The sequence below is a fragment of the Paracoccus litorisediminis genome (genome assembly GCF_009711205.1).
Classification (GTDB): domain Bacteria; phylum Pseudomonadota; class Alphaproteobacteria; order Rhodobacterales; family Rhodobacteraceae; genus Paracoccus; species Paracoccus litorisediminis.
Genome location: NZ_WMIG01000007.1, coordinates 77,388 through 102,648, shown reverse-complemented (window position 1 = coordinate 102,648; position 25,261 = coordinate 77,388). Strand labels below are relative to the sequence as shown.

Below are 25,261 nucleotides of genomic sequence, written 5' to 3'. Positions count from 1 at the left end.
ATTCAGAACAAGAGAGACAAGATGACCGAGAAAGCCCCGATCCGCACGCTGCTGTGCTTTGCCATGCAGCCCGCCTTTTTCGACCTGCCCTTCGACAAGATCGGCCCGGTTTGGAAGGCCACGCAAACGCTGATGGCCGAAGTCGCCAAGATCCCCGGCACCACCGTCCTTGGCACGCTGGATGACGACCAGACGCAGGTCGGCACCTCGCCGTCCTTCCCGCCGACCTGGTACATCATGGCCGATTTCCCCGACCGTGAGGCCGTGATCGCCGCCTGCAACCTGCTGCGCACGATCCAGACCGACGACCAGAACCACCGCCTGTGGAAATACATGCGCGTCGAGGCCCGGATGGGCCGCGCGCTTGAAATCCCCCAACTCTGATCCGCGAGGCAGCCATGACGCTGGATACCCCCGTTTACGATCTGGACGCGCTTTACGACAACGCGCAGGTCGCCACCTCGATGTATGAAGACCCCGCGCTGTTCGATGTCGAGATGGAGCGCATCTTCAAGAACACCTGGGTCTGGGTCGCCCATGACACCGAGGTCCCCGATAAGGGCAGCTTCAAGCTGTCCTCGGTCGGCAAGGAGCCGGTGATCGTCGTGCGCGACCGCAAGGGCAAGGTGCATGTGATGGTCAACCGCTGCCGCCACCGCGCGGCGACGGTCTGCGAGGTCAAGAAGGGCAAGACCAGTTCCTTCCAGTGCCCCTATCATGGCTGGGGTTACGGGCTGGACGGCAGCCTGCGCGCGCTGCCCTATCCGGAACAATACGGCGACGATTTCGACAAGGCCCAGCACGGTCTGCAGCGCCTGCATACCGAAACCTACAACGGCATGATCTTCGCCACCTTCAACGAGCAGATCGAGCCGCTGGTCGATTTTCTCGGCCCGGTGACGAAATGGATTGACCTGTTCATGAAGCAGGGCGGCGGCTTCCCGGTCAAGGTTCTGGGCGAGCACCAGTTCAAAGTGCCGATGAACTGGAAGGTGCAGCTGGAAAACACCACCGACGCCTATCACTTCCCGGTCGTCCACAAGTCCTTCATGCAGTCGCTGGACGGCGAGACCGAAGAGATGTTCGAGTTCCTCGAAACCGGCAAGGGCTATGTCGAGGATCTGGGCAATGGCCATTCGGTCATGGTGATGATCCCCGAACTGGTCGATCTGGACGACAATCTTGACGCGCCGATCCCGGAACGCTTCACCGAACTGGCGCAGGAACTGCGCGACGAGGGCTATCCCGAGGATCAGGTGAAAAAGATCGTCCGCGCCGTTGGCGGGGCGGGCTTCAACCTGAACCTGTTCCCGAACGTCTCCTTCTCGCTGGCGTTCTTCCGCGTGCTGCGCCCGGTGAATGTCGAGGAAACCGAAATCCGCCACATCGCCATCGGCATGGAGGGCGGACCTGCGGCGGCAAACCGTGCCCGTCTGCGCCTGCACGAACACTTCCAGGGCCCGATGGGCTTTGGTTCGCCCGACGATGCCGAAGTCTGGGAACGCGTCCAGCGCGGCACCAAGGGCGGGCATGATCTGAAGATCCTCGTCAATCGCGGGTTGGTCGATGAACGCCCCGGCCCGGACGGTCCCTTGGGCCATATCTCGGCCGAAACCGGCATGCGCGCCGCCTATGACATGTGGAAAAGGATGATGTCGAAATGAACGACATGAGCAGGATCTCCAGCACGCTTCTTACCGATGTCACGGGCTTTCTGTGGCACGAGGCCGATCTGCTGGACCGCAAGGATTACGACGCATGGCTGGCGCTGTGGTCGGGCAAGGGCCATTACGTCCTGCCGATCGGCGACACGCCGGACGCGGAATTGGCCGATGCGCTGAACCTTTGCTACGACAATGACAAGATGCGCCGCGACCGGATCGCGCGGTTTCAGGCGGGCTTCTCGATTTCCTCGGCCCCGCCTGCGGAAACCATCCGCACGGTGTCGCGCATCGTGATCGACCTGGCCGAGGGTGATCGCCTGACCGTCCGCAGCGCCGAGCATGTGATTGAGGACAAGTTCGGCCGCCAGCGCGTCTGGGCCGCCAATGTCACCCACCGGCTGGTCCGCGTGGATGGCGGCTTCCGCATTCAGGACAAGATCGTCCGCCTGCTGAACTCTGACGGGATGCTGAATTCGTTCAGCTATCTGTTCTGATGGCGGCGCCCTTGCCCGAAGCGATCCAGACCGCCGTGGTGACGGGCGGGGCGAATGGCTTTGGCGCCATCGCCACCCGCGCCTTGCACAAGGCCGGTTTCCGGGTCGTCATCGCCGATATCGACCAAGGCCCGGCGCAGGCGCTGGCCTCGGAACTGGACCTTGCCGGTGAAACGGCGGTGACCGCGACGCTGGACGTCTCCAAACCTGAAGACTTTCAGGCGGTTCTGGACAAGATCACCGAACGCTGGGGCTCGTGCGAGGTGCTGGTGAACAACGCCGCCGCCACCGCCGTGCAGCCGGTGCTGGAGATCGATCCGCTTGAGTTCAACCGCATCATGGCGGTGAATGCGGGCGGGACCTTTGCCGGCTGCCAGATCTTTGGCCGCCATTTCAAGGAACAGGGCTACGGCCGGATCGTCAACATGGCCTCGCTGGCGGGGCAGAATGGCGGTACGGCCACCGGGGCGCATTACGCGGCCTCGAAGGGCGCGATCCTGACCCTGACCAAGATCTTTGCCCGCGACCTTGCCGCCCATGGCGTCACCTGCAATGCGATTGCCCCCGGCCCGATGGACACGCCGATGGTGCGCGCGGTTCTGGGCGACAATCTGGAGAAAGCGGCGGCCGCGATCCCGGTCGGCAAGCTGGGCGAGCCGGTCTTTGTCGCCGATCTGGTGGCCATGCTTTGCGGGCCTGCGGCCTATTTCGTCAACGGCGCCTGTTGGGACGTCAATGGTGGGATCTACATGCGATGAGCCTTGATATGACCCAAACGACCATGAGTCTGATCCTTGATCGTCGCATCGACGAGCCGGGCAATATCGCCCGGCTGCGTCTGCGGGCGGCGGACGGCGCGGCCCTGCCCGCCTTTACCGCCGGCGCGCATCTGGACATCCGCGTTCAGGACGGCGCGACCGATCTGTGGCGGCAATATTCGATCTGCTCGGACCCGTCCGAGACCGGCTTTTATGAAATCGGCGTCCTGCGCGATCCCGAAAGCCGGGGCGGTTCGGAAACGCTGCACCGCATCGCCATTGAGGGCGCTCGGTTCGACATCGAAGGGCCGCGCAACCTGTTCCCGCTGGCCGAGGACGCGCCGCAAAGCATCCTGTTTGGCGGCGGCATCGGCGTCACCCCGATGATCGCCATGGCGCGCAGGCTTCAGGCCTTGGGCCGCGACTTCCAGCTGCATTACTGTACCCGCTCGGCCAGCGTCACCGCCTTTGGCGATGAGATCGCCGCCAGCGGCTTCACCGCTCGGGTCATCCACCATCATGACGACCAGCCCGAAACCAAGCTGGACATCGCGGCCGCCCTGCCCCCGGCAGCGTCAGGCGCGCATGTCTATGTCTGTGGGCCGCAGGGCTTCATGGATTGGGTGATCGCCTCGGCCGAGGCGGCGGGCTATCCGAATGACCGCATCCACCGCGAATATTTCTCGGCCGAGGTCGACGCCACCGGCGACAGTTTCGAAGTCGTGGCCGAGCGTTCGGGCATCACGGTCACCGTCGGTCCGCAGGACACCATCGCCAAGGCCCTGGCCCGCGCCGGGATCAAGGTCACCGTCAAATGCGAGGAAGGCGTCTGCGGCACCTGCGTCACCGACGTGCTGGACGGCGAAATCGACCACCGCGACCGCTTCCTCACCGATGAGGAGCGCGAGGATGGCGACCAGATCTGCGCCTGCTGCTCTCGCGCCTGCGGGGCGCGACTGGTGCTGGACATCTAGGAGGACAGGGACATGAGCCAATCGTCTGAATCCACCGCCTTCCGCGAGGGGATGAGCCGTCTGGGGGCCGCGATCACCGTGCTGACCTCGGACGGTCCGGCGGGTCGGCACGGGATGACCGCCTCGGCGGTGGTGTCGGTGACCGACAACCCGCCGACGCTGATCGTCTGTGTAAACCGGCAAAACCGTAGCCACGACCTGTTCGTCGAAAACGGTGTGGTCGCGGTCAACGTGCTGGGCGGGCGGCATCGCGACCTGTCCGGGGCCTTTGCCGGACGCGGGGCCGAGGACCGTTTTGCCGGTCACGACTGGAAGGTGCTGTCGACCGGCGCACCGGTTCTTGGCGATGCCGAAGTGGCCTTTGACTGCCGCATCGCAGATGTCCGCGAAGTCGGCTCGCATTCCGTCCTGACCTGCGCGGTTCAGGCGGTGTCGCTGTCGCCAGACCGGCCCGAAAGCCTGATCTGGTTCGGGCGCGGCTTCCACCACCTGCATGCGGCTGAATAGCCCGGCCTAGATCTCGTCCAGACGGGTCATCACCTTTTGCAACAGGCCGTTCAGCGCGGCCAGTTCCTCGGGCGTGATATTGATGAAGGACGCGGCCAGGATGCGCTCTGCCTGCTGCAGGGCCAGGCCGCGCATGCGGTCGCCTTCGGGAGTCAGAGTGACCTCGGTCACGCGGCCATCGCTGGGGCTGACACGGGTGGTGACCATGCCGTCCGCCGTCAGCCGCTGCACCACCTTGGTCGCCGTGTTCAGCCGCATCACGCTGTGTTCGGCGATCTGCGAGACGCTGAGATATTCCTCCTCATACAACGAGATCAGCACCCGCCAGCGCGGCATGTCCAGACCGATCGGCTTCAATCGCCGCTCAAGCACCTGCACATAGCGGGCGTTCACGCGTGAGATCCAGTAGAAGGGCCAGTTCTTCTTCATGTGCCGGACCTGCCCGCTGATCATTTCGGGCTCGGCGCGGTGAAGGGGGGCTTGGTCTGTCATCGGACACCCTGATAGGCGGTAAGGCACAGCTTGGGCACGGCGCTGGCGCCCAAGCTAGACGTGACGAATTGATGGGGCAAGCGGCCCTTAGCCACGCGGATCAAGAGCCCGGATTTTCTGCACGGCCTCATTCTTCTGCGGCATGAATTCCAGAAACAACCCGTCGGGCAGCACCATCCAATGCGGCCCCTTTTCGGTCGAGCGTCCGCCATGCGCCAGCGTGGCCTCGATCGCGGCGGGGACATCTTCGCAGACGATGCCCAGATGGCCGAAGCGGCCTTCATTACCGTCGAAATGCGGGTCCTCGATCATCTGCACCCCGCCCAGCAGCCAGACCTGACGCGGCGCGGCCGGATCGCCGTCCACCTGCGTCACGGTCATGCCCAGCACATCGCGGAAATAGGTGACCAGCGGCGCGATGGCGCGCACGCGAAAGGCGGTGTGTTCGACATAGGCATGGGTTGCAGGCATCAGGGTTTTCCGTTTCCTAAGGGATCATTTCCGGCCGCGCCGCGAGGCGGGATCGGCATCGCCGAGCCGGTCGAAGACCTTTTCCAACAGCTCGTTCAGACCGGCAAGGTCATCGGCGTCATTGGTGCCAAAGGCACTGGCCAGGACGGCTTCGGCATGCTCGCGGGCGCGCAGTCGCAGCAGGTCGCCCGCCTCGGTCAGCCGCACATCGGTGACGCGGGCGTCATTGGTGCGCGGACTGGTCGTGACCAGACCGTCCTGCGCCAGCCGCTGCACGATCTTGGTCGTCGTGCTCAGCTTCAGCACCGCGAAATCCGCGATCTCGGATACGCTGAGTTGCTCGTCCTCATGCAGCGACATCAGCACCCGCCAGCGCGACACGTCCAGATCCAGCGTCCGCAGCCTTGCCTGCAAGGTATCGGCATAGCGCTGGTTCACGCGCGATATCCAGTAGAACGGCCATTGCGGCCGCATCCTCCCCACGCCCAGAAGCCGCTCGGCACCCGAGTCGGGAAGGGGCAAGGGATCGCTTGCGCGCATGATGCGTTTGCTCCGGCCAGCAGGTTGGATCGGTCATGAGACCAGACCGCGCGCCATGAAATTCAGGCGGTTAACGAAGAATTAAATGAAGTGGAACGTAAAGCAAAGCGCATTCGCGCAGGGCGCGGGCAAATAAACCGGCCGCGGAACAGGGTCACCGGCCTGCCCCGATCCTATGCAACGCATAGCGAATGGGCAGCGAAATCGCGCATCACGAACGGTATCGCGTCATACCTTGCCTGATCCTGAGGCAGCGGGTCTGGCGTAGCCCGCGCTACAAAAACACCACTTTTCACGTTAAAATACAAAGCAATGGAGGGGGTTTCTTAGGCTTTAGATAACTCCCGCGTACCACCCCCATGCATCACATTCATGACTGGATTACGAATTATTAATTGGACCCATCCGTCACTTGGCTTTTTCGATGGCAGCAAGGCGCGCCCTGCCAACTTCAACTTAGCCCTTGGATGCAGCCCATGTATCTTTCTGACAACGTAACGACCGCGGCGGGACCGATTACCCCTGCCGCCACCCGCGAAGACAGCACCGAGGCCGAGTTTCGCGCGCTTCTGGATATGGTGCAGGCACGCCGGGACGAATTCGACCGCCTGCGGCATGTGCCCCGCGACGTGATCGCCCAGATGAAGCGGGCGGGGATCTTTCGCGCCTCGACGCCCGCCCGTTTCGGCGGCGACGCGCTGGCCCCGCATCTGTTCCTGCCCATGGTCGAGCGGATCGCGCAGGTCGATGGCTCGGCCGGATGGGTCGCGGCTTTTGGCTCGGCCAATACCTATATCGCGGCGCTGCCGCCCGAAACGCAGGCGGTGATCTATGCCGAAGGGCCGGATCAGGTCTATGCGGGCGGGCTTTATCCGCTGCACCCCGCCACCCGCGCCAATGGCGGCTGGACGGTCAGCGGCCATTGGCGGTTTGCCAGCGGCTGCATGGGCGCGGACTGGATCGGCGTCGGCATGTCCATTCCCGGCGCGGATGGCGCAGCAACCGTCGCCCAGATGGCGGTCTGCCCGGCGGATCAGGTCGAAATCGTCGAAAGCTGGAACGTCATGGGCATGCAGGGCACCGGCAGCCATGACGTCAAGGTCGTGGACAAGTTCTTTGCCGATGACTGGATCTGCGGGCGCGGCGCGGCCTCGACCATAGACGAGCCGCTCTATCACTATCCCGCCCTTGCCTATCAGGCGCAAGTTCATGCGGCGGTGAATATCGGGCTGGCGCGGGCGGCACTGGACCTGACGACGCAAATGTCAGGCGGGGCCAAGATCATGCCTAATGCCGCGCGGCTGGCTGATCGCGCCTATTTCCGCACCCATCTGGCACAGGCCGAGGCCCAGTTCCGCAGCGCCCGGCTGTTCTTCTATGACAGTGCCGAACGGGCATGGGATTTCCTGCTGGCGGGTGATCCGGTTCCGCTGGATCTGACGAACCAACTGCGGCTGTCCGCGACCCATGCCGCCCATGCCTCGGCCAAGGTGGTGCAGGATTGCTACCGCATCGCCGGCATGGCCGCGGCGCAGCGCAGCCACCGGCTGCAACATATCCTGCGTGACGCGATGGTGGTGACCCAGCACGCGGCCCTGTCCGAGGCGACGCTGGAACAGGCGGGCGCGGTGCTGGCGGGTCTGCCCGCCCCGGCGGGCTATCCATGAGCGCGGGCTTTCGCGAGCGGCTGGTGATCGATTCCCCGCGCGGTGAACTGCGCGATGGGGCGATCCGCTACCTGACCATGCGCCCGGACGCGCTGATGGGGATGTTCGACCGACTGCCCGTCCCCGCCCGCCATCAGGCGCTGACGGCGCTGGCGGCCTCGGTCGCGGAATTCGGCGGCCGCTCGCTGGCCGCCTACAAGGCCAGCGCACCGGGAGACATGGCCGCCTTGGTCCAGACCGTCATCGCCACCTCGGCCGAACTGGGCTGGGGCGTCTGGGCCATGACCCCGCGCGACGGCGGCGGCTTCGACGTCACCGTGACCAACAGCCCCTTCGCCGCCGGACTGGCCGCGCCCTCGGACGGGCCGGCCTGCGCCCCGATCCTTGGCATCCTGACGGCGCTTGCGACCCATGTGATCCCCGGCGGGGTCGTCGTGGCCGAAACCAGCTGCGCCGCGCAATGCGGCGGGGCGGAATGCCGCTTCACCCTCAGCTGACCCCAGAAAACCAACAATGACCAACAAGGAGACGCGCATGAACATTCCCACCATCAACCGCCGCCAGATGCTGGCCGCGACGGCAGGTCTGGCCAGTCTGGCTTTCGCCGGACGCGCCGCTTTCGCACAATCCGCCCCGATCCGCATCGGCGTGGGCTCGGACCCGGTTTTCGCGGCCTTCTTCGTCGCCGCACATGAAAAGCTGTTCGAGGCGGAGAATGTCGCCGTGAACCTGCAAACCTATACCGATGGTGGCGAGGCGATGAACGCGCTGGTCGCCGGGCAGGTCGATGTGTCCTGCGCCTCGGAGCCGACCTCGATGATCCGCCTGACCCGGGCCGAGCTGCGCCCGCTGGCCGTGGTCTATCAGTCGGGGAAATACATCAAGCTGGCCGTCCGCGACGGCATCGAAGACCCCAAGCAGATCAAGAAGTTCGGCGTCGTGCTGGGCTCGATCAGCGAATATTCGACGCGGCTGGCGATGACCAAGCTGGGGCTGGACGAGGCGGCGATCGAATTCGTCCCCTCGGGCCCGCCGGAACTGCCCGCGCTGCTGGCCCGCGGCGATATCGACGCCTTCTTTGCATGGGAACCCTGGCCCGCCATGGGTGTCCTGCAAGGCGGCAAGACCCTGATGACCAGCGCCGAAGTGGGCTATGTCGACACGCAATGGCTGACCGCATCCGCCGCTGCGCTGGACAGCCGCCGCGCGGATTGCGAAGCCGTGCTGCGGGCGCTGGCCAAGGGGGCCGAGGTGGTGCGCAGCGACCCCGAACGCGCCGCCGAGGCCGTCAAGGCCGTCACCGGCATCCCGACCGCCACCAGCCTGAAGGCCCTGGGCGATTTCACCGCCATCGTGCGCGACTTCACCCCGGACGATATGACCAGCTATGACCAGATCGCGGCCTTCCTTGCCGACAAGAAGGTGACCGATGGTGTCGTGGCCTATCGCGACGACATGCAGGTCGGCTTCTTCAAGGGGTAAGGCGATGACCGGCGCATCCATCAATCTTGAACATGTCGGCATTGCCTTCGGTACGGCGCAGATCGTCTCGAACGTGAACCTGACCATCCAGCCGGGCGAGTTCATCTGCCTGCTGGGCCCCTCGGGCTGCGGCAAGTCCACGCTACTCAATGCCATTGCGGGCTTCACCCCGGTATCCGGGCGGATCACCGTGGATGGCGTGCCCGTCACCGGTCCCGGCCTTGACCGCGGCGTGGTCTTTCAGTCATCCGAGGTGCTGTTTCCCTGGCTGACCATCCGCCAGAACGTCGAATATGGGCTGAAGCTGCGCGGTACTCCTGCCAAGGAGCGGCGCGAGAAAGCCGACCGCTATCTGGCGATGGTCGGCCTGTCCCACGCGCTTGACCGTTTTCCGGCGCAGCTTTCGGGCGGCATGCGGCAGCGGGCGCAGATCGCGCGGGTGCTGATCAACGAACCCTCGGTCGTGCTGATGGACGAACCCTTCGGCGCGCTCGACGCCCAGACGCGCGAGGTGCTGCAGGCGGAACTGGCGCGGATCTGGCGCGCCACCGGCTGCACCATCGTCTTTGTCACCCATGACATCTGGGAGGCCGTTCTGCTGGCCGACCGCGTGGTGGTGATGACCGCCGGTCCGGCAGCCGGGATCAAGACGGTCGAGGAAATCACCCTGCCCCATCCCCGCGATCAGGGCGATGCGCAGGCTCTGACCCTGTTTCGCCGTCTTCGCGACGATATCGGCGCCGAGGTCCGGCGCGCTCTGGCCCAGCAAGGCCTGTCCACGGAGGCCGCGGAATGACCGACATGTCCAACGAAGGCGGCAAGATCGCAGCCACGCCCAGCCCGTCGCAATCGCTGCGCAAGCTGGCGAAATACGCCATTCCCGTCATCGCCATCCTTGGCGGGGTGCTGATCTGGCATATCGCCTCGACCTTCACCTCGCCGCTGTTCCTGCCCTCGCCCGCGATGGTCTGGGGGGCGGCGGTGGAAATGGCGCTGGATGGGTCGCTGGCCGGGTCCATTGGCGCTTCGGCATGGAGGATCTTTGCCGGATGGGCGGCGGGCGTCATCCTTGGCGTGCCGCTGGGCCTGTTCATGGGCCGCTTTGCCATCGTGCGCCTGCTGGCCGATCCCTATATCGAGTTCTTCCGCTTCATCCCGCCCATCGCCTTCGTCACACTGGCGGTGATCTGGTTGGGGCCGGGAGAGATCACCAAGATCGCGCTGATCTTCTACACCACGATCTTCATCGTGACGCTGAACACCATCGCCGGGGTCGAATCCGTCAACCCGCTGCGCCTGCAGGCGGCACGCAGCCTTGGCGCGACGCGCATGCAGGAAATGACCACGATCATCCTGCCCTCGACCGTGCCCTACATGGTGACGGGCGCGCGGATCGCGATGGGGAACTCGTTCCTGACGGTGGTTTCGGCCGAGATCGTCTCGGCCCAGCAGGGGCTTGGGTCACTGATCTGGACGGCGCGGAACTTTGCCCGCACGGATTGGGTCTTTGTCGGCATCATCGCGCTTGGCTGCCTTGGCTTCGTCTTTGACCGCATCTTCCGCATGGTGACGAACCGGACGCTGCGGCGCTTCCTGTAACCATGGCGCGCGGACCGGGGCCCGCCTTGGTCCGCGCCCGACCAATGCCCATTGCGGCCAAGGCTAAGAGTGCGCTCAAATGCGGTCCATGAACACGGAACTGCACAAATTCGACCTGAACCTGATGAAGGTCTTTCTGGCGATCTGGGAGCTGCAAAGCGTCACCGCCGCCAGCGAAAGGCTGGGCCTGACCCAGCCCGCCGTCAGCCATGGGCTGCGTCGGCTGCGCGAGCATTTTCAGGACCCGCTGTTCACCCGTGTCGGCCATGTCATGGCCCCCACCGCCACTGCGGCCGAACTGTACAAGGCCTTCGATCAGGCGATGCAGACCATCGGCCAGTCGATGCAGCAGCAGCGCCAGTTCGACCCGGCCACGACCGCCCGCGTCTTCCGCATCGCGATGTCGGACGTATCCGAGTTCTATTTCCTGCCCGCGCTTCTGGCCCATCTGGAAACCCGCGCCCCCCGCGCCCGCGTCGAATCCGTGCCCTTGTCGGGCGATACGACCGAGGCCGCGATGCGCGCGGGCCAGGTCGATCTGGCGTTGGGATTTACCCCCGAACTCAGTGCGGAATGCCACGCCCGGCCATTGTTCGACGACCGCTTCATCTGTCTGGTCCGCCGTGATCACCCTTTTGCCGGGGAAAGCCTGAGCGCGCGGGACTTCTCGGGCCTGACCTATGTCGATGCCTCGACGCAGGCGCCGGGATACCGGCTGATCGACCAGCGGCTGCAATTGATCGGCGCGCGCCGCACGGTGATGTCGCGGCTGGTGCATTTCACCGTCGCCCCGGAAATCGTGCGCCATACCGATCTGGCGACGCTTTATCCGCTCAGCGCGGCGCGGCGGGTCAATCTGGACGGGCGTTTCCGCATCCTGTCGCTGCCTTTCGATCTGCCCAGCATCCCGATCAGCCTGAGCCTGCATCAAAGCTTTCTTGAGGATCGCGCGATCCGCTGGCTGGCCGATGTGATCGCCCAGAACTGCGTCGCCCCCGAGGTCTGATCCCGCCCTTTAACCTGTCCCGCCCCTTGCTATAATCGGCGGAAATCACATGCGGAACCGTCCTTGGAACTCAAGCGCCTGACCTATTTCCTTGCCGTCGCCGAAGAGCTGCATTTCGGTCGCGCGGCGGCGCGTCTGGACATGGCCCAGCCGCCGCTGTCGCGCCAGATCGCCGCGTTGGAAACCGAACTAGGCGTGCTGCTGTTTGACCGCAGCCGCAGCCAGATCCGCCTGACCCAGGCCGGAGAGGTGTTTCGCGATCATGCCCGCCACATCCTTGAACGGCTGGACACCGCCTGTCGCGACACCCGCGCCATCGGGCTGGGCGGTGCGGGACGGCTGCGCATCGCCTTTGTCGGCTCGGCCTCGCACGGGCTGCTACCGACGCTGATCAAATCCTTCCGCTCGCATTACCCCGAGGTCGAGCTGGCGCTGTCGGCAATGAACAATGCCGAATTGCACCGCGCCCTTGTCAGCCGAGAGATCGACGTGGCCGTGGCCCGCCCCGCGCTTCAGGATGACGAATTCCGCAGTGAGCTTCTGTGCCGCGAAAAACTGATCCTTGCGCTGCCGGACAACTCACCGCTGGCGGGGCAGTCGCGGATTACCTTTGCCGATCTGGCTGACCAGACCTTCGTGCTGTATCCACGCCGCCCCCGCCCCAGCTATGCCGATGTGGTGCTGGGTATCTGCCAGCGAGAGGGCTTTACCCCCGCGAAACTGGAACTGACGCAGGATTTCCAAAGCGCAATCAGCCTCGTCTCGGTCGGCGTGGGCCTGTCGGTGGTGCCGGAATCGGTGGCGCGGACGCAGCGACCCGGCGTGGTCTATCGCCCCTACGAGGGGGATAACCCCGGCACGGCCCTGACCATCCACGCGCGGTTGGACAACCGCGCGCCGCAGGTGGTGAATTTCCTTGAGATCACCCGCAAATTCGCGCGCAGCACGCTTACGCCGCCTGCGGCCTCGGATCGTCCCTGAAGGTGGTCGCATCGACCGAGGGGCGCGCGGCAAAGCCCGCATGCCATTCGGCCAGCTTGGGCCGACCCGCTCGCCAGTTTTCCGCATCAAAACGGAAGTCCAGATAGCTGAGCGCCACCCCGATGCTGAGATGCCCGATATCGAAGGGCCGGGCCTCAAGCGCGGGGACATGGCCCTCAAGCCAGTCGGTCACCCGGTTCATCTTGGTGCGATAGACGGCGGCCAGTTCGGCCGAACGCTGCGCCTCGGGGCGCAGGCGGGTTTCGACCAGCCATGGCAGGGCAATGTCCAGCAAACCGGTGCCAAGCGCCTCGTCGCGCTCGGCCATCGGGTTTTCGGGAAACAGATGCGGCCCCGAGACGCTGGTGCGGTCGGCCCAGCGGCAGATCACATGGCTGTCGAACAGGACCGAGCCGTCATCCAGTTCCAGCGTCGGGATCTTGGACAGCGGGTTAACCGCCATCAGCCCCTCATGCGGGATCATCGGATCGGCATGGGTGCGGACCGTGCGGACCGATCCGGCCAGCCCCTTTTCATGCAGCGCCACCATGACTTTGCGGACGTAGGGCGAGCGCGGCGACCAGTGCAAAAGCGGCATGGATCAGGCCTTTCGCGTCATGGCGGCCAGCGCGTCTTCGTCAACCTGAACGCCTAAGCCCGGCCCGGTCGGGCAATGGATGTGGAAATCGCGGAAGGTCAGGCTTGGACGGATCAGGTCGGTTTTGACGATGCGCGGGCCGAAATGCTCACAGCCCCATTCGAGGCTGGGCAGGGTCGAGAAGACCGCCAGATGCGCGGCAGCGCCAAGCCCGGTTTCCAGCAGGCAGCCGCCGTAAAGCTCCATCCCGCAGGCCTGCGCGATGCCGCCCGCGCGTTTCAGATCCATCAGCCCGCCGCTTTTCACCAGCTTCAGCGAATAGACGCTGCCGGCAGCGGCGGTGGCCTGCGCGACGATCTCGGCACCGGTAAACGCCGCCTCGTCGGTCATGATCGGAATGGCACTGCGCCGCGCGATGCGGGCGGTGGCCTCGACCAGACCGGGACGAAGCGGCTGCTCGATCAGCACGATGCCCAGTTCAGCCATGCGCGGCAGGTAGCGGATGGCGGTGGCCTCGGACCAGGCCTGGTTCACGTCACAGACGATCTCGCAGCCCGGCAGGGCCTCGACGATGCGGGCCAGGCGGGCCATGTCATCGGCGGGGGCGTGAAAGCCCAGCTTGATCTTGAAGCGGCGATGTTCACGGGCGGCCAGCTTGCCGCGCGCCTCCTCGATCTCCTGATCGGCATCGCCCGAGGCCAAGGCCCACAAGACCTCGATCCGGTCGCGGACCGCGCCGCCCAGAAACTGGCTGGCGGGCAGGCCAAGGGATTTCCCGGCAGCATCATAAAGCGCCGCATCGACGGCGGCGCGGGCGGCATTATTGCGACTGGCGGCGCGTTTCATCGCAGCCGAGTTCGCCTCGAAATCCAAGGCGTTCGCTCCCAGAACGGCTGGGGCCAGATAGGTGTCGATATTGGCCTTGATCGCCTCGACGCTTTCCTCGGCCCAGCGGGGACCGCCCAGCGTCGCGGCTTCGCCATATCCCACCGTGCCATCCGACAGCGAGGCACGGGCGATGACATAGGATTGGTGTGTCACCTCGGTATTCGACAGCCGGTGCCGGCGGGTCGTCGGCACATCGACGATGGTGGTTTCAACCGCGACGATCCGGCGGCCCTGCCGATGGTCGGCCAGTTCCGAGGAGGCGAGTCCGGCGATGCCCGGCTTGTTCATGGCAGCAGTCCTTGCAGATCGTGTGAGAGTGCCGCGCCCCTTATGGGACGCGGCATTGGGCCTTATTCGGCGGCCATGGCCTGCGCCTCGGTGCGGGGCAGGATGAAGTCGAAGCGCAGGACCAGATCGGTATCCGCACCTGCCGGGGCCTTCTGGAATTCACCGATCAGCTCTTCCTTGACCGCGAAGACCGAGTCGTCGTCCAGATGCGCGCTGCTCGAGTCGTAGATCTGCGAGATCAGCGGGCGGAAGCCCTCTCGCGCCACCATCATGTGGATATGGCCGGGGCGCATGCAGTGATGGCCCATGTAGCGGATCAACTCGCCTGCGGTCTCATCGCCGGGGATCGGATAGGGCACCGGGCGGATGGCCTTGAAGGCGTAATGGCCGTTTTCGTCCGATTCAAAGCGGCCGCGCAGGTTGTAATCGGGCTGGTCGGGATCGTGGTTTTCGTACAGCCCGTTCGGCGCGTCCTCCCAGACATCGATGATCGCGCCAGCGATCGGCGTGCCGTCGGTGTCGCGGACATAGCCCTCGACATGGACCGATTCCTCGCCCTCGAAATGCTTCTGCACAGTCGAAGCGCCCTTGGGCATGACCGGAGCGTTTTCGCGGAAGAACGGGCCCAGCACGGTCGAGGTGGTTTCATTCCCGGCGATCGGGTTCGACAGCATGTCGACAAGGACTTCGACGCCCAGAATATCGCCCAGCAGGATGAATTCCTGACGCTTGTGCGAACACATCGCGCCGGCGCGGCCCAGATAGTCGCAGGCGGCCAGAAATTCCGAATGGGTCAGGCTGACATCCTTGCAGAAGCCATGCAGGTGGCGGATCAGCGCCTCCATGATTTCGCGCTGGCGGGCGTCGATCGGGGCATGCTTGCCCAGCGATGCGATGACGACATCGGTGACGTTGTCGATGGTGACGTTGCTCATGTTTCTCTCCTCCTTGAAGCGGCTGGTCCGGGCGCTGTTCAACAGATGCGGCGGATCGGTCGCTGATGTCCGTGATCTTGCATCCGGCAGGGGGTATCTGCCAGACGGGCGGCAGGTATCGTGCGATACCCGACCGTGCCGCCGGACGGTCGGGATCAGGTCGAAGCCACCGCGAACAGGTCGCGGGTGCTGCAGTAATTCTTGCCGCCCAGCCGCCCGATGGCGTCGATTTGCCTCGGGTCGATATGCAGCCGGTCGCCCACCGCTTCAGCGCGGATAAAGGCCGCGCTGATCCGCCCGATCAGGATTTCGCGGGTGGTGGAAATCGGAACGGTGCTGTGCAGATGGCATTCCAGCGCCACTGGTGCCGACAGGATACGCGGGCTGGCGACGGTCTGGCCGGGTTGATGTTCCAACCCCGCCAGCGACAATTCGTCGATCTCGGGACCGACGGGGCTGGCCGTGATCTCGACCGCCTCGGCCAGCGCCCTATCGGGGATATGGACGATGAATTCGCCGGTTTCGCGGATATTCGCCACCGTATCCTTCAGCCGCCCGTCCGGGTGGCGCGAGATCCCCAGCGCCACCACGGCCGGATCATGGTCCAGCACGCCGAAAAAGCTGAAGGGCGCGGCATTGGGCCGGCCTTCGGCGTTCAGCGTCGTCACCAGCGCGATCGGGCGTGGCAGGATCGCGCCGCTGAGGATCTTGTAGCGGTCGAGCGGGTCCAGCCCCGCAAAGTCGAAGAAACGGTGGCTCATGGGTGGTTCCTTACGCGGCGGGGGGCGTGGCCAGCCCCAGATCGCGCAGCCGCTCGACAAAGGCGCCCAGCCGCGCCTTGCGATAGGCGGGAACGTCCATGCGGCTGTAATCAAGGAAGCCCGCTCCGGTCTTCAGCCCGATCCGGCCTTCGGCCATGTTGCGGCTGATGACCTCGGGCGCGGCATAGCGGCTGTCCTGCGTGGCGTCGGCCAGATAGCGGCTGGCATGGTGCAGGATGTCGCCCCCGCCCCAATCGATGAACTCCAGCAGCCCCAGCACCGAGAAGCGGAAGCCAAAGCCGTATTTCGCCGCCTTCTCGATATCCTCGACCGAGGCCACGCCCTCTTCGACCAGACGCGCGGCCTCGTTCATGGCGACGGTCTGCATGCGCGGCACAATAAACCCGGGGGTTGCCGCGCAGGTGACCGGAACCTTGCCCACCGTTTCCAGCAGCTCGGTCATCCGCCGCGTCGTCTCATCCGCCGTGTCGCGGCCGGGCGAGATCTCGACCAGCGGCACGATGAAGGCCGGGTTCAGCCAATGCGCGTTCAGGAAACGCGAGGGGTTGCGCACCCCCGGCGACAGGTCGTCGACAAGGATGGTCGAGGTGGTCGACGCGATGATCGCATCGTCCCGGCACAGGGCGGAGGCCTCACGCAGCGCGTCCAGCTTGAGGTCAAGGATCTCGGGGAAGCCCTCAAAGACCACATCCGCCCCAGCCAGCGCGGCGGCGGCCCCGGATTTCGGCAGGACCCGGATGCGATCGGCGATGCGCTCGACCGCGCCTGCATCCGCGAACATGCCCAGATCATGCAGCATGGTCAGCGTCTGCCGGATCTCGGCCATGGCATCGCCGGCGACCTCAAGGAACTGCTCGGGCGAGCGTTCCTTGAAGTCGATCAGCGCGACCGGATGCCCGGCATAGGCAAAGACGATGGCGATGCCGCGCCCCATCCTGCCCGCGCCAAGCGCCGCGATGGTCTGTTTCGCCCCGCTCATGCGGCAAAGCCCGATTGCATGGTTTCCCGAAGTTCCTCGGGCGACATTCCGTCAAGCCCGACGGCGGCCAGGGGACGGCCAGTTCGCATGAAGTCTTCGTCGCAAATGCTTGAACCGACAGCCAGAAGCCCCTCGGCCACCGGAACCGAGACCCCCGCCAGATGCGCGGCGGAAACCAGCAGCGACAGGCCAAAGCGCACATCTTCCAGCATGTAGCGGTGCTGGGTCAGGACGATTTTTTCGCGCCAGTCGCCGGAATCGGTCAGGTCGGAATGGGCCTTGCGGCCATACATCCATTCCTCGCCATCCTCGCTGTAATGGTCGGCCAGCGGGAAATGCGGCGCGCCGTATCCCAGCGCCTCGCGCACCTTCATACGTTCGGCGTCCAGCGCATCGGTGACGCGGCGGATCGAGGGCTGAGTGCCTTCGTTATGAATGTCCCAGGCCGGGAAATGCTCCAGCGGGCCGGCATTCATGGTGATCAGCGGCGGGTGGATGATCGGACCCGCATTCATCAGCGCCCCCGATAGCGCATCGCCGCAGGCCTCGACCGCGCCGGGAAAGGCAAGGCCGATGACCTCAAGCGCGTGATCCTGCAGCGTCAGCGGGAAAACCCCTGTCGGCAGGCGGGTGGTCCGGCCCGAGATGACCATCTCGTTGAAGCCGTGCTTGCGCACCAGCCAAGGCAGCGTGCCGGATTCGGCAAAGGCCACGCCCTTGACCGTCCCCGCCGCCTGAGCGGCACGGGCAAAGACCAGCGAGCCCATGGTGCCCGGCGGCAGATGCACCACTTGACCAGGGCGCAGATGCGGCGCAACGCGGGCGGCGATGTCGGCATGGGCGGGGGCGGGGACGGGGCAGAAGATCAGCGCCGCCCCCTCCATCGCCTCGGCCAGATCGGTGGTGACAAGGGCAAGTTGGGCCTCGTGACGGCCCTTGCCGTCGCGGATGACCAGCCGATTGCCCAAGTCGCGATGCTGGGCCACCTCGGCCTCACCGCGCCGCCACAAAGCGACCTCATGACCACCCAGGGCGAAGTCGGCGGCAGCCGCCATCGACCCGTTCCCGCCACCAAGAACAGCGATACGCATGATTTATCTCCCGGTTTTATTTATGTTTTCAAGCTTGAGGATAGCCGGTCAGCAGCCGCTTGCGCAGCGCGGACAGACCCGCGCCAAGGCCAAGGCCAAGGGCCGAGATCAGGATGATCGGGACGAACATGTCGATGGTGCGGAAATTCCGCGCGGCATCGATCAGCACGTAGCCCAGACCCTCGGTCGAGGACATCATCTCGGACAGAAAGACCACGATGCAGGAAATCACCAGCGCCACCCGCGCCCCGGTCAGGATTGAGGGCGCGGCAGCTGGCAGCATCACGAACAGCAGGCAATGCAACCGCGATGCCCCGGCCGAACGTGCCGCCCAGATCAGCTTCTGATCCACGTTGCGCATACCCTGATATGTCGCCAGATAGATCGGAAAGGCAGCCTCGATGGCGACCAGCGCGATCTTGGAGCTGTGGCCGAAGCCAAGGATCAGGATCATCGCCGGATACAGCGCGATCTTGGGCAAGGGCGCAAGGATGCGGACAAAGGCATTGACCGCCGTCTGCGTCACTTCACTCGAGGCCGACAGGATCGCCAGCGCCGTCCCCGCGACCAGCGCGATCAGGAAGCCCGTGACCAGCCGAAACAGCGTCGTCGCGATATGCGCCCAGAAATCCCCCTGCCCCAGCAGTTCGACCAGCCGCTGCGCGACAGCGACGGGGGACGGCAGCAGCGCCTTGGGTGCCATGCCCGAGGCTGCCAGCCAACCCCATAGCAGGATCAGCCCGGCAATGGGCAGTAGGCCCAGAAGTTTCGAATCCCGGCTCATCCGACGGCCACCTGTATCTGGTCCTGCTGATCGGACCAGCGCAGGAAACGACGCCTGATCGCTTCAAAGATCAGGTCCAGCGCATAGCCCATGGCAGCGATGATGATGATTGCGGCGAACATGCGGTCGTAAAGCGCCATGTCCATCGAGTTGAACAGCAGGTTGCCGATGCCATTGCTGCGGGCGACGATCTCGCTGACGACCATGGTGATCAGCGCAAGGATCAGCCCGGTGCGCAGCCCGATGAAGATTTCCGGCAGCGCCGCGGGCAGCACGATCCTGAACAGCCGCTGCGCCCGGTTCATGCCCATGGCGGCCGCGCTCCAGACAACGATCTGGCTGACCGAGCGCCCGCCCTGCCAGGAATGATAGATGATCGGCAGGCTGGAGCCGAGAAAGATGACAAGGATCTTCGACATGTCGCCAATGCCCAGCCAAATCATCAGGATCGGCATCAGCGCCGCCTTGGGGATCGGATAGATCATCATGATCAGCGGGTTCAGCAGGCGTTCGGCCAAGGGGCTGGTGCCCATCAGCAGGCCAAAGCTGATCCCGAAGGCGGCGGCCAGCAGATAACCTGCCGCCATCCGTTGCAGCGATTGTCCGATATCATAAAGCGCATCCGCGTCCGAGATCAGCTCTGGCAGCGCTGCAAAGGCCGCCATCGGCCCCGGCAGGCCCGACAGGCCAAAGGACAGATGCGCCAGTTGCCACATCAGCAGCAGGACCAGACCTGCGCAGATCGAGGGAAGATGACGGCTCATGCGGCAGCCGCCTCAAAGGCGTCGATCATGCCCTCGATCTCGGTGATGTATTCCTGATAGCGGCGGTCGAACATCAGCTCGCTGCGCTGGCGCGGGCGCTCCAGTTCGATCGGGATGATGCGGGCGATGCGGCCCGGACCCGCCGCCATGACGATGACCCGGTCCGACAGATAGACCGCCTCTTCGACGCTATGGGTGACGAACAGAACGGTCTTGCGGTGCTCCTCCCAGATCCGCAGCAGGTCGCGTTGCAGATGGGTGCGGGTATGGGCGTCAAGCGCGCCGAAAGGCTCGTCCATCAGCAGGATTTCCGGGTTGTAGGCCAGCGTCCGCGCGATGGCGACGCGCTGCTTCATCCCTCCCGACAGTTCCTTGGGGTAGAAATTCGCGAAACGCTCAAGCCCGACCATGCGCAGAAGGACGCGGGCGCGCTCCTCGGCCTCGGGCTTGGATTTGCCCTGCAGACGCAAGCCATAGGCAATGTTCTGCAGGACGGTCTTCCACGCGAACAGCGCGAATTCCTGAAAAACCGGGCCGCGATCCGGCCCCGGTCCGGTCACCGGCCTGCCGTCGATCAGGATCTTGCCGTCGGATGCCGGGACAAAGCCGCCGATCATGTAAAGCAGCGTCGATTTCCCGCAGCCCGAAGGCCCGATGATCGACACGAATTCGCCGCTTTGCAGCTCCAGATTGATGTCGGACAGCGCAAGATGGTCCTTGCCCGCAGCCGTCTTGAAGCGTTTCGAGAGATGCTCGATCGCGATCATGGTCGTATTCCTGTCGGAAGGGATGTCAGGTCAGTTCAGCGGGGCCGCGATCTGCGCGTGATGGAAGCTTTCGGCATCCAGCTTGGCGGGGATCATCCCGGCGTCGTGATAAAGGTCCAGCATGGCCTGCAGCACCTTGAAATCGACCGCCGCACCCGGAGCGCGCTCAAAGTCCTGTCCGTCCTTCATGTAGAAGCCGTCCAGCACCTCGGCGGGGGCCTTCGTGACTTCTGAAGCGACCTTGATCGACTCGGCCCGGTCAGCCAGCGCCATGTCCATGCCGCGTGTCAGGTCACGCACGTAATTCGCTGCCAGTTCGGGATTTTCATCGACGAAGTCCTTCCGGCAGACCTCAAAGATCTGCAGGCTGTTCGGGGTCACGTCATTGATGGTGAACAGCTTGCGGATGCCGCCTTTGGCCTCGGCCTTGGCGGCGAAGGGCTGGTTCATCACCGCCGCATCGACACGGGCGGCGCGCAGCGCGTCCTCGGAACCGGGGAAGCCGGTCTCGACCAGCTTGATGTCTTTTTGCGGGTCCAGCCCCGCCGCCTTCAGATACAAATAAAGCTGCCCGTAAAGGCCCGAGCCCAGCACGTTGATGCCGACGGTCTTGCCCTTCAGATCGGCCCCGGTCTTGACCTCGCTATCCTCGGCCACCGCCCAATAGGGCGAAAAGCTGTCCGGTGCCGTGCCCAGATGCGAGGCGACGACATAGGAGTTCAGCCCGCCCTGCAGATGGCCATTGGCCAGTGACAGCGCACCTTGGGTCGAACAATCCAGCGCACCGGCGATCATCGCCTGCACCATCGGAGCGGTCCCTTGGAACTGCACCCATTCGACATTGTAGGTCTTGCCAAGCGCCTCGAATTTCTCGGGACGCTTCATCATCCAGTATTTCGAATCTTCGCCCGGCATGGTCCAGCCGACGCGGATGGTCGGAATGTCCTCGGCCTGAGCGGGCATGGCATGGACCAGAGAGGCCAGAGCTGCCGCCAGAATTGCGCCTTTGTGAAGTCGGGTGCTGCGAATGGTCATGATGTTCCCGTTGGCTATGTCGTGCATCGCTATTCTTGGAAAGGCAGCAGAAATCCGTCCCGCGCGGGTCAGTGGCGTGGTGCCGGATGTCCCCTTTCAGATTCGAGGCTAGCGACAAAATGTCGCCATTGTCACGTGAAAAATCACCTAACAAATCATGCAAATTTCGGCATGTCTGCTGCGCCCATAATTTGGGCGGGCCGCCATGAAGGGTGGTCAGATTGCGATGTAGGGAAAAATCCGGCCCGGGATCAGGGCCTTGGGACGCAAATCGCATGCCGGGCAGAGGACTGCCCGGCAGCAAGGATCATCGATCAGCTGCGGCGCGTCAGGCCCAGCAGCTGATACAGCACCAGCGCCGCCAGCGTCGACGTGCCGATTCCACCCAGCGCGAATCCGCCAAGGTTCACGGTGAAATCGCCGGCGCCAAAGATCAGCGCGACGCCCACGGTGAACAGGTTGCGTGGGTCCGAGAAGTCGACCTTGTTGTCGACCCAGATCCGCGCCATGGCCGAGGCGATCAGGCCAAAGACCGAGACCGCTAGCCCGGCCAGAACCGGCGCGGGAATCGTCTGCAGGATCGAGCCGAATTTCGGCGACAGCCCCAGCAGGATCGCAATGACCGCGGCCATCGGGAAGATCAGCGTCGAATAGACCTTGGTCATCGCCATGACGCCGATATTCTCGGCATAGGTGGTGACGCCAGTACCGCCGCCCGCACCCGCCAGAATCGTCGCCAAGCCGTCGCCAAGGAAGCCGCGGCCGATATAGCGGTCCATGTTCTGCCCGGTGATCGAACCCAGCGCCTTGATATGGCCCAGATTCTCGGCCACCAGCACGATGGCCACCGGGGCGATCAGCCCGATCGCGCCCCATTCAAAGCGCGGCGCGGTAAAGTTCGGCACGCCAAACCATTTCGCGGCAGCGACCGCGCTGAAATCGATCCCCGGCACAAGGCCCATCCCGTTGCCCAGGACCAGCACCAGCGCATAGCCGAACAGCAGCGCGATCAGCACCGCGATGCGTCGCGTCGCGCGCCCGCCATAGACCGACACCGCTGCCATGCAGCCGACCGTCGCCAGCGCGATGCCCAGATGGGTGAAGGTCCCGGCAAGTTGCTTGACCGCGACCGGGGCAAGGTTCAGGCCGATCGCCATCCCGATCGCACCGGTCACCGCTGGGGGCATCAGCCTTTCGACCCAGCCCGACCCGATGGCCATGACCACCAGCCCGATCAGCGCATAGATCACCCCCGCGGCAATGATCCCGCCAAGGGCCACGGCGATGTTCGGGTTCGGACCGCCTCCGGCGAATCCGGTCGCGGCCATGATCACCGCGATGAAGGCAAAGGACGAGCCCAGATAGCTGGGAACCCGCCCTCCGGTCACGACAAAGAACAACAGCGTCCCGATCCCCGAAAAGAAGATCGCGACATTCGGATCGAAGCCCATGATCAGGGGCGCAAGGATGGTCGAGCCCGACATCGCCAGCAAATGCTGCAGGCTCATCGGCAGGGCTGCGGCCAGTGGCAGTTTCTCGTCCGGCAGGACAGTGGCGCCCGTCGCGGGCCGCCATCGCGGAAAATAGCTCATCACGTCTCTCGATAAACTTTCATGGCCCGCTCATGCGCGCATGAGGGACGAAATACCAGCGCCGCAGCGGGTTTTCCGGTTGTGACGCCTCGGCAATCTTTCGCCGGTCGCGGCGCGTCATGCAACTGTCGGGCGCGTCCATGCGCTATTCTGGAAAGCGCAATCAGAGGACAACGGGCATGAAGCAGATTTTCACACACGCGGCGCTTGTTGCGGCCATCGCCGTCATCGCCGCCGGGCCGGTGGCAGCCGATCCGGGTCACGGGAAAAAGAACAAGCACCACGACCGCGACCATTACAGCCGCTACAGCAATTGCCCGCCGGGACTGGCCAAGAAGAACCCGCCCTGCGTCCCGCCCGGACAGGCCAAGAAATACGACATCCGCTATGGGACCCGCGTCGGCGACCATCTGCGGATCGGCAATTACACCGTGATCCGCGACCCGCGCCGCTATGATCTGGAGCAGCGCCGGGGCTGGGATTACTATCGCGACAATGACAGCATCTACCGTGTCGATCGCGGCACCCGGCGCATCCTGGCGGTGATGGAACTGATCGACGCCTTTTCGAACTAACGCCGCAGCCGCGACGCGGCACGGTCGATGCGGCGAATGCCGTCGGCGATCATCTGGTCCGCGATGGTGCCATAGCCCAGCCGAAAGAATGGGCATGGTTCGGGCGGGCGTTCAAAGAACACGTCTCCGGGTTCGATCAGCACGCTCTCGGTGCGCAGACGCTCGGCCAGCAGCCCGCTGTCGGCGCCTCCGGTGCTGACCCAGATGCTGGAGCCGCCCGCTTGCGGTGCGCCGGCGATCTGCAATGCGCTGTCGTTCAGCGCCGCCTCGATCAGCCCGCGGCGGCGCTTCAGCGCCTCGCGCAGGCGGACGATATGCGCGTCGTAATGCCCCAGCGCCAGAAAATAGGCAGTGATGCGCTGCAAATGGCTGGGTGGGTGGCGCAGCATGATCGAGCGCAGCGCCCGCGCCTGCCGGATCAGCTCGGCCGGGGCGACCATGTAGCCGATGCGCAACCCCGGAAACAGCGACTTCGAGAAGCTGCCGATATAGATCACCCGCCCCGCATCATCCAGCGACTTCAGCGCCGGCAATGGCGGGGCAAGGTAGGACATCTCAAAATCGTAATCGTCCTCGATGATCAGGAAATCCTGCGCGGCGGCCCGGTCCAGCAATTCGCGCCGCCGCGCCAGCGGCATGGTGCCGCCGGTCGGGATGTGATGGCTGGGGGTGGCGATGACCAGCCGCGTCGCCTCGGGCAGATCCGCGGGATTCAGCCCGCCATGATCGACGGGCAGAAAGGTGGTCGGGCTTTGCGCGCGGCGCAGGGTCTCGGCAAAGTCCGGATAGCCGGGGTCTTCGGTCACGGCCAAGCGGTCGGCGCGGGCCAGCAGTTCCACCGCCAGAAACAGCGCGTTCTGCGCGCCCAACGTCACCAGCACCTCATCGGGCCGCGCATGCACCCCGCGCCGCGCCAAGGTATTCGAACAGATATAATCGACCAGCAGCGGATCATCCGCGCCGTAGCGATCTGATGCCAGATCCGCGAAATCCCGCGTCCCCAGCGCCTGCCGCGCGCAGTCCCGCCACGCGTTATGGTCGAACAGACTGGGATCAGCCTGCCCATAGATGAAGGGATAGCGATATTCGCGCCAGTTCGCCGGCTTGCGGATGACCCGGCGCGGCAGATGGTGATCGCTTAGCCAGTCCTGCCAGTCAGGGGGCTTGCCCTGACCCGGCTGCCGCACGCCCGAGACCCGCAAGCGCCGATGCGGCACCGTCGCCGCCACCGCAATTCCCGAACGCGGCAGCGTCGCAAGATACCCCTGCGCAACCAGATCCTGATAGACCAGCGTTACCGTCATCCGTGAAATGCCAAGCGCCGTGGCAAGGCTGCGGCTGGAGGGGAGCCGTGTCCCCGGTCGGGCGCGGATTTCAAGGATTGCCCGCACGATCGCCGCGGCCAACCGGCCCTGCAGCGTCGGTGCCTCGTCTTCGCGCAGCAGGATGATTTCGGCTGGAATGCGGCTGGACATCTGGACCTAAACTCGGACTCAACTGGACATATCCGGCAGCCCCCCGATCTGCAACATTCGAATTCGCGACGTG

Annotated in this window: 29 protein-coding genes; 14 read left to right on the top strand and 15 right to left on the bottom strand. The window is 64.7% G+C overall.

Going from position 1 to position 25,261, the window contains the following annotated elements; all coding sequences use genetic code 11:
• The first annotated feature begins 21 nt into the window (after positions 1 to 21).
• From GL300_RS14130 to GL300_RS14105, 6 genes are read left to right on the top strand one after another with little or no spacing between them, the layout of a single operon-like run.
• The gene (locus tag GL300_RS14130) at positions 22 to 384 is read left to right on the top strand and encodes a hypothetical protein (protein ID WP_155040294.1); all 363 of its coding nucleotides are present in this window, start codon (positions 22 to 24) and stop codon (positions 382 to 384) included.
• A gap of 14 nt (positions 385 to 398) precedes the next feature.
• Positions 399 to 1,664 (top strand): aromatic ring-hydroxylating oxygenase subunit alpha, encoded by a 1,266-nt coding sequence (locus tag GL300_RS14125; protein ID WP_155040293.1) that lies wholly within the window; start codon positions 399 to 401, stop codon positions 1,662 to 1,664.
• Positions 1,665 to 1,669: 5 nt separating this feature from the next.
• Positions 1,670 to 2,158, top strand: coding sequence for an aromatic-ring-hydroxylating dioxygenase subunit beta (locus GL300_RS14120; protein ID WP_246195188.1), 489 nt, complete (start codon positions 1,670 to 1,672; stop codon positions 2,156 to 2,158).
• An 11-nt stretch (positions 2,159 to 2,169) separates the two neighbouring features.
• The gene (locus GL300_RS14115) at positions 2,170 to 2,916 is read left to right on the top strand and encodes an SDR family NAD(P)-dependent oxidoreductase (RefSeq protein ID WP_246195187.1); all 747 of its coding nucleotides are present in this window, start codon (positions 2,170 to 2,172) and stop codon (positions 2,914 to 2,916) included.
• An 8-nt stretch (positions 2,917 to 2,924) separates the two neighbouring features.
• Complete coding sequence (locus GL300_RS14110) at positions 2,925 to 3,890, top strand: PDR/VanB family oxidoreductase (RefSeq protein WP_155040290.1); 966 nt, start codon at positions 2,925 to 2,927, stop codon at positions 3,888 to 3,890.
• Between the two features lie 12 nt (positions 3,891 to 3,902).
• Positions 3,903 to 4,397, top strand: coding sequence for a flavin reductase family protein (locus tag GL300_RS14105; RefSeq protein ID WP_155040289.1), 495 nt, complete (start codon positions 3,903 to 3,905; stop codon positions 4,395 to 4,397).
• 6 nt (positions 4,398 to 4,403) lie between these two features.
• Here GL300_RS14105 and GL300_RS14100 read toward each other — a convergent pair whose 3' ends face one another.
• From GL300_RS14100 to GL300_RS14090, 3 genes are all read right to left on the bottom strand, one after another.
• On the bottom strand, positions 4,404 to 4,889 hold the full coding sequence (locus GL300_RS14100) for a MarR family winged helix-turn-helix transcriptional regulator (RefSeq protein ID WP_155040288.1): 486 nt from the start codon (positions 4,887 to 4,889) through the stop codon (positions 4,404 to 4,406).
• 87 nt (positions 4,890 to 4,976) lie between these two features.
• Positions 4,977 to 5,360, bottom strand: coding sequence for a VOC family protein (locus GL300_RS14095; RefSeq protein WP_155040287.1), 384 nt, complete (start codon positions 5,358 to 5,360; stop codon positions 4,977 to 4,979).
• Positions 5,361 to 5,384: 24 nt separating this feature from the next.
• Positions 5,385 to 5,900, bottom strand: coding sequence for a MarR family winged helix-turn-helix transcriptional regulator (locus tag GL300_RS14090; RefSeq protein WP_155040286.1), 516 nt, complete (start codon positions 5,898 to 5,900; stop codon positions 5,385 to 5,387).
• A gap of 476 nt (positions 5,901 to 6,376) precedes the next feature.
• Here GL300_RS14090 and GL300_RS14085 point away from each other — a divergent pair, with 476 nt between their 5' ends.
• The 7 genes from GL300_RS14085 to GL300_RS14055 all read left to right on the top strand — a co-directional run bounded on the left by GL300_RS14085 (position 6,377) and on the right by GL300_RS14055 (position 12,635).
• The gene (locus GL300_RS14085; RefSeq protein WP_211595089.1) at positions 6,377 to 7,567 is read left to right on the top strand and encodes an acyl-CoA dehydrogenase family protein; all 1,191 of its coding nucleotides are present in this window, start codon (positions 6,377 to 6,379) and stop codon (positions 7,565 to 7,567) included.
• On the top strand, positions 7,564 to 8,064 hold the full coding sequence (locus tag GL300_RS14080; protein ID WP_155040284.1) for a V4R domain-containing protein: 501 nt from the start codon (positions 7,564 to 7,566) through the stop codon (positions 8,062 to 8,064). The genes GL300_RS14085 and GL300_RS14080 overlap by 4 nt, the downstream gene beginning before the upstream one ends.
• A gap of 37 nt (positions 8,065 to 8,101) precedes the next feature.
• A complete protein-coding gene (locus GL300_RS14075) occupies positions 8,102 to 9,049 on the top strand; it encodes an ABC transporter substrate-binding protein (RefSeq protein WP_155040283.1) in 948 nt (315 codons plus the stop codon).
• A gap of 4 nt (positions 9,050 to 9,053) precedes the next feature.
• Positions 9,054 to 9,845, top strand: coding sequence for an ABC transporter ATP-binding protein (locus tag GL300_RS14070; protein ID WP_155040282.1), 792 nt, complete (start codon positions 9,054 to 9,056; stop codon positions 9,843 to 9,845).
• A complete protein-coding gene (locus GL300_RS14065) occupies positions 9,842 to 10,648 on the top strand; it encodes an ABC transporter permease (protein ID WP_155040281.1) in 807 nt (268 codons plus the stop codon). The genes GL300_RS14070 and GL300_RS14065 overlap by 4 nt, the downstream gene beginning before the upstream one ends.
• 88 nt (positions 10,649 to 10,736) lie before the next feature.
• Positions 10,737 to 11,654 (top strand): LysR family transcriptional regulator, encoded by a 918-nt coding sequence (locus tag GL300_RS14060; RefSeq protein WP_170297671.1) that lies wholly within the window; start codon positions 10,737 to 10,739, stop codon positions 11,652 to 11,654.
• A 63-nt stretch (positions 11,655 to 11,717) separates the two neighbouring features.
• A complete protein-coding gene (locus tag GL300_RS14055) occupies positions 11,718 to 12,635 on the top strand; it encodes a LysR substrate-binding domain-containing protein (protein WP_155040279.1) in 918 nt (305 codons plus the stop codon).
• Here the strand turns inward: GL300_RS14055 and GL300_RS14050 are convergent.
• The 11 genes from GL300_RS14050 to GL300_RS14000 form a co-directional block, all read right to left on the bottom strand.
• Entirely contained in the window at positions 12,604 to 13,233 is a 630-nt protein-coding gene (locus tag GL300_RS14050) for a glutathione S-transferase family protein (protein ID WP_155040278.1), read from the bottom strand. The two genes, GL300_RS14055 and GL300_RS14050, sit on opposite strands and share 32 nt — an antisense overlap.
• A 3-nt stretch (positions 13,234 to 13,236) precedes the next feature.
• Entirely contained in the window at positions 13,237 to 14,409 is a 1,173-nt protein-coding gene (locus tag GL300_RS14045) for a muconate/chloromuconate family cycloisomerase (protein WP_155040277.1), read from the bottom strand.
• 62 nt (positions 14,410 to 14,471) lie between these two features.
• A complete protein-coding gene (locus tag GL300_RS14040; protein ID WP_155040276.1) occupies positions 14,472 to 15,344 on the bottom strand; it encodes a dioxygenase family protein in 873 nt (290 codons plus the stop codon).
• A gap of 155 nt (positions 15,345 to 15,499) precedes the next feature.
• Positions 15,500 to 16,105 (bottom strand): flavin reductase family protein, encoded by a 606-nt coding sequence (locus GL300_RS14035; protein ID WP_155040275.1) that lies wholly within the window; start codon positions 16,103 to 16,105, stop codon positions 15,500 to 15,502.
• A 10-nt stretch (positions 16,106 to 16,115) separates the two neighbouring features.
• Positions 16,116 to 17,105, bottom strand: coding sequence for a 3-hydroxybutyryl-CoA dehydrogenase (locus GL300_RS14030; RefSeq protein ID WP_155040274.1), 990 nt, complete (start codon positions 17,103 to 17,105; stop codon positions 16,116 to 16,118).
• Entirely contained in the window at positions 17,102 to 18,196 is a 1,095-nt protein-coding gene (locus tag GL300_RS14025) for an NAD/NADP-dependent octopine/nopaline dehydrogenase family protein (protein ID WP_155040273.1), read from the bottom strand. Before GL300_RS14025 ends, GL300_RS14030 begins: the two co-directional genes overlap by 4 nt.
• Positions 18,197 to 18,224: 28 nt before the next feature.
• On the bottom strand, positions 18,225 to 18,980 hold the full coding sequence (locus GL300_RS14020) for an ABC transporter permease (RefSeq protein ID WP_155040272.1): 756 nt from the start codon (positions 18,978 to 18,980) through the stop codon (positions 18,225 to 18,227).
• A complete protein-coding gene (locus GL300_RS14015; protein ID WP_155040271.1) occupies positions 18,977 to 19,744 on the bottom strand; it encodes an ABC transporter permease in 768 nt (255 codons plus the stop codon). Before GL300_RS14015 ends, GL300_RS14020 begins: the two co-directional genes overlap by 4 nt.
• Complete coding sequence (locus tag GL300_RS14010; RefSeq protein WP_155040270.1) at positions 19,741 to 20,511, bottom strand: ABC transporter ATP-binding protein; 771 nt, start codon at positions 20,509 to 20,511, stop codon at positions 19,741 to 19,743. Before GL300_RS14010 ends, GL300_RS14015 begins: the two co-directional genes overlap by 4 nt.
• Positions 20,512 to 20,541: 30 nt before the next feature.
• On the bottom strand, positions 20,542 to 21,546 hold the full coding sequence (locus tag GL300_RS14005) for an ABC transporter substrate-binding protein (protein ID WP_155040269.1): 1,005 nt from the start codon (positions 21,544 to 21,546) through the stop codon (positions 20,542 to 20,544).
• Between the two features lie 314 nt (positions 21,547 to 21,860).
• Positions 21,861 to 23,138, bottom strand: a complete 1,278-nt coding sequence (locus tag GL300_RS14000) for a solute carrier family 23 protein (RefSeq protein WP_155040268.1) — start codon at positions 23,136 to 23,138, stop codon at positions 21,861 to 21,863.
• 179 nt (positions 23,139 to 23,317) lie between these two features.
• Here GL300_RS14000 and GL300_RS13995 point away from each other — a divergent pair, with 179 nt between their 5' ends.
• Complete coding sequence (locus GL300_RS13995; RefSeq protein ID WP_155040267.1) at positions 23,318 to 23,713, top strand: hypothetical protein; 396 nt, start codon at positions 23,318 to 23,320, stop codon at positions 23,711 to 23,713.
• On the opposite strand, the gene pdxR is transcribed toward GL300_RS13995, so the two are convergent.
• The gene (pdxR, locus tag GL300_RS13990) at positions 23,710 to 25,188 is read right to left on the bottom strand and encodes a MocR-like pyridoxine biosynthesis transcription factor PdxR (protein ID WP_155040266.1); all 1,479 of its coding nucleotides are present in this window, start codon (positions 25,186 to 25,188) and stop codon (positions 23,710 to 23,712) included. The two genes, GL300_RS13995 and pdxR, sit on opposite strands and share 4 nt — an antisense overlap.
• Positions 25,189 to 25,261 lie beyond the last annotated feature (73 nt).